At 44.8% G+C, this 4373-nt stretch carries 4 protein-coding genes; 2 read left to right on the top strand and 2 right to left on the bottom strand.

Annotation, left to right across the window (positions count from 1 at the left end; translation table 11 throughout):
- Together B2633_RS14335 and B2633_RS14340 are read right to left on the bottom strand one after the other, a co-directional pair.
- Positions 1 to 429: hypothetical protein (locus tag B2633_RS14335; RefSeq protein WP_483171416.1), on the bottom strand; the 429-nt coding region annotated here is incomplete at its 3' end.
- 129 nt (positions 430 to 558) lie between these two features.
- On the bottom strand, positions 559 to 1359 hold the full coding sequence (locus B2633_RS14340) for a DUF2889 domain-containing protein (RefSeq protein ID WP_483171417.1): 801 nt from the start codon (positions 1357 to 1359) through the stop codon (positions 559 to 561).
- A 665-nt stretch (positions 1360 to 2024) separates the two neighbouring features.
- Between B2633_RS14340 and B2633_RS14345 the strand changes: the two genes are divergently transcribed.
- On the top strand, positions 2025 to 2351 hold the full coding sequence (locus tag B2633_RS14345) for a hypothetical protein (protein ID WP_483171418.1): 327 nt from the start codon (positions 2025 to 2027) through the stop codon (positions 2349 to 2351).
- A gap of 274 nt (positions 2352 to 2625) precedes the next feature.
- Positions 2626 to 3963, top strand: a complete 1338-nt coding sequence (locus tag B2633_RS14350) for an acetyl-CoA hydrolase/transferase family protein (RefSeq protein WP_483171419.1) — start codon at positions 2626 to 2628, stop codon at positions 3961 to 3963.
- Positions 3964 to 4373: the final 410 nt, after the last annotated feature.

The following is a 4373-nucleotide window of genomic DNA, read 5'->3' on the forward strand; positions in this document are numbered from 1 at the left end:
TGTTTCACCTGGAGAAAGAATAGTGTCAGAAATTTGCCTCACTTCCGCATAGGGCGGATTCATGCCGTCATCCATCCGTTCAAACTTTCTTTCCTTGATTTGATGAATTATGGGCCCGAATATGTCCCATACTCCATGGTCATGAACCGGGTAAACCTGGCCGGGTTCCCATATATATGCCCGAATGGAGAACCCCTTATCAGGGCTGATGTATAATTGAATACTATTAATATCAATCGTCTGCCGCTGCAGCTTTAAAAATTGTTCGTCCAATACCAGCCGGGTCATCATGGAACGAAACCATTCCGGACTGCTGATCAGTTCATGCAAACTATTCCGTCCTTCTTCCAGGATGCGGGGCCACTCGGATTTTTCATCAAGCAAGGATTTAATTCGTTTAATAAAACGTTCCAGCTCATTAATCGCCATATTATTTCACCTGCCTCTTTTCAATATTAATTTTTAATAGGCAATTATTGTGCCCAATAAGCCATCCATTTTGTCTTGCCGGTTTAAAAGTATGCCCTGGCGAAGCTATCAGCATATGCCGGATAGTTTTCATTTATTTGAATAATTCATACTTCGAATGGCATCGTTGACAATTTCGAGCAGATGAGAGCAGCCTTCCGATCCGCCAATCAGGAGTCTGATTTGCTGCTTGTTCATTTCCGTCAGGTTGTGGCCTACTAAATCCTGCAATCTTATCGCGCTGTTTTTACAGATCTCACCGGGCATGCGGATAAAATCCGCGCTCACATCCAAGACAACATTACCGGGGTCTAATGTCAGGTGGATATTTATCTCGTGATATGTATCGATAAATGTGCCATATAGCATCTTTTTATGATTGTTCTTATGCCCGTGTATTACCCGGCTGCGATTAAACAGGTTATAGTCGCGAGGATTGACTGACCACAAAGACGGCCCGTCCTTGCGGTGAGTAAAGGTATAACAGGTATTGTCATTAAGAGCGCACCAGTAATCCACATAAGAACTCAGGTCCGGATAACCGCGCTCCGCATAAATGAAAGATTCAACCTGAATGATGCCCTTCACGCATTCTACCAACAGATTTTGGGCCATTGGATGATCGGGCCCGATCTTATCCTTAATCTTCCTGCCACTATGCACATAGGCTTCCATTCCCACTAATTGCGGGAATTCCGAATAGCCGGTCTTTTCGTGGAGCGAGCGGTAAATCTCCAGGCCGGCCCCGATTATCCGCAATTCCCGGGTATCCGTGGAAACCCAGGCTGAGGCCTCTTCAAAGGTGCTCAAATGATAACATTGAGAATGTAAATTGCCATTTTTAAGCTTGCTTACACTCATGCTTTGAACCAGGTTAAAGTTTTCAGCCATTGGTTGCCCCTCATTTCTTTTTGTTTTCTACAACTACACCCGATGCAGGATAGGATCAATAGTTTTGCGCGAAGTTAATGCTGTGACAGCCCTATTTTTATATGCAATGGTTGCTAAGCCCGTCATATCCCATTATGTCTTTTGAAGAACCCAGGGGAGCCCCATTACTCTGTAACTTCATTTAATGCTGTCTTAACGCAAATTCCATGCCAACTGATATACAGCTTGGGCTGCAAGCAATAAAGTTGTATATATTGGGCTTGAGCTTACTTTAGCCGCTTCAATTTAATACAGATGCCCGCAGTTTGCATTTGGAAAATGTATCTCCGATTGTAGGGAAGATGTCCGCTATACTGTACATCGGCCCGGGCTAAACTGTGATGCACAATAATTTATTTCTCTCGGTTTTCCGGATATTTACCGGGGTTTCGAAAGTGTTGATTGCTCATCTTTTTATGTATGTTGGTATGTTATTTGCATTATTCTGATCTCACAACCACGGTAGGCCTCTGACATCCTGCCTTTCACTAAAAAATCGGCAACGAAGCCAAACAGCGGAGAACCTGCAATATTCCGCAATTTATAAAAGTGCCGGGTAAAAGGCTGTTTGTTTAGAGGCGGATGAGGGCCTGTTTGAGCCCCCACCTGACAAAGGAGCGTTAAAAATGATTGCAGACTACAAGCATGAGATTCTTAATCAGGATTACAAGACCATTAGCGGGCACTACGCCCACACGCAGGAGGTGCGTTTGCCGTTCCACGGGCGGGAAGTATTATACATTGTCGGTTATGGCGAGATTGACACCTCCTGCTGCGGCACCGGGAAATTTATGTATGCTTTGGTGGCTGGCTTTATCATAAACTGGCGTGGTCTTAATAAGGACGGCTTGGTGGTATCTCGAGTGGAACTCATTCGTGATGAGACTTTGCAGACAGAACTTGAAGAAATTATCAGGCAGAAGGAAATCGTTAATCAGGTTAACTTCCTATAATCCATAAGAAATCTGTTTACCGTCCGATATCCTGGAAGTTGTCCTGTATAAAATACATCTGCTTTGTGGCGGGTTTCGGCAAAACATAAATTACTCTGTGATATAAATTAATTTATTCGCCAATGAACAAAGATTTTTTAGCAGATCGTTATACTGAGCCATGGTGGCATAATAATTGCACTTTAGAATGAAGATACCGGCCTATTACAGGTTATCTTTGTTATTCCCTGATTAATGCGCCCACACAATAAGACTTTAAGGAAGTGAATTAATAATGAATTTAGCTGAAGAGTATAACAGTAAACTGATCACTGCCGACCAGGCAGCCAGGCTGGTTAAGTCGGGCGATTGGGTGCAATACGGTGAATTCGTGCAACAGCCCCGAGATTGCGACGCCGCGCTGGCCGGACGCAAGGATGAACTGACTGACGTCAACATTACAACTACCACCATCATGATGGTACCAGAAGTCGTCAAAGTCGATCCTGAAAGGAAGCACTTCATTTTACACGATTGGCACCTTTCAGGCATATCCAGAAAACTTACGGACCAGAATCTGTGCTACTATATTCCCTTCAATTATGGCGAAGCAGAGATGTTGATCGCCATGCGGAATATAGATGTAACCTTTCAGCCCGTTGCCTCCATGGACAGTCACGGTTTTTTTAATTTCAGCACGTCTAATTCCACAGCTTCATACACCACCCAAAAAGCCAAAGTTGTGGTTGTGGAAGTGAACAGATCCAGCCCCATCTGCTTGGGAGGCAGTAATGAAGGTATCCATATCTCCGATGTTGACTACATTGTGGAAAGCAGCACCAATCCCCCTTTAGGAACCCTGCCCGAACTGCCGGTAAGCGAGGTTGATATCAAAATAGCCAACCTGGTTATGGAAGAGATGAGCGACGGGGCCTGCATTCAGCTGGGTATCGGAGCTATGCCCAACACTGTGGGAGCCCTGATCGCCCAGTCCGATTTAAAGGATCTGGGGGTCCACACCGAAATGCTGGTCGATTCCTTTGTGGACATGTATGAGGCAGGCAAGATAACCGGTAAGAGGAAGCAACTGGATGTAGGAAAAATCGCTTATGCGTTTGCTATGGGAACTGAAAAACTCTATAACTTTTTAGACCACAATCCGGTTTGTGCCAGCTATCCGGTGAGTTATTGCAACAACCCGTTCATAATTGCCCAGCAGGATAACTTTGTGGCTATTAACAACTGTTTGGAAGTGGATTTATACGGGCAGGTGGGCTCCGAAGCATCAGCCGGACGCCAGATATCCGGTACCGGCGGGCAATTGGACTATATTTACGGAGCCTTCAGATCAAAAAACGGCAAGCCGATTATTGCCCTGAGCTCTACCATGAAAAATCCTGACGGAACAATTTCATCCCGGATCACCCCGGGGTTGGGTCCTGGCACTATAGTGAGCGTTCCTCGCTCGGTTGCTTCTTATATAATCACGGAATTTGGAACATTCAATCTAAAAGGCAAGCCTACCTGGGAAAGGGCCGCAGGCTTAATTAACATCGCCCATCCAGATTTTAGAGACCAATTGATTAAAGAGGCTGAAAAACTAAAAATTTGGCGCAGAACCAACCGGATTTAGCCTTTTATTAATACATCCCCTTTAATATTGAGAGGAGATCATTTATGAACGAAGTGGTAATCAAGTGATGGCGTCTAAAAATAATTTATACAGTGCTGTGATAGCATCTGGTATGAGGAGGGGTGCCGCGGAAGAATATTCATTTGACCATGAACACGGCTGTTGGGTAAAAAACAGCCTTTAGGTCACCTATGGCTGTTGAGCCGGATTCCAGAGGGTTGGTACAGCCATAATACTGATCACAAACTGTAATGCTCTGGAGAATGTCAATTATCACCCATAAGGAAAGAAGGTTTAGAAAAAGTGTATCATGATTTAAGACAAAGAATGAAAAAGTTGTTCCTGGGCGGGTTTTTAAGCCTGGTGGCAGTGTTGCTACAGCCGGGTCTGGCCCTGGCCAGCGAAGCGGA

It is taken from the genome of Syntrophomonas sp. UBA1041, assembly GCF_002316705.1.
GTDB lineage: Bacteria > Bacillota > Syntrophomonadia > Syntrophomonadales > Syntrophomonadaceae > DTU019.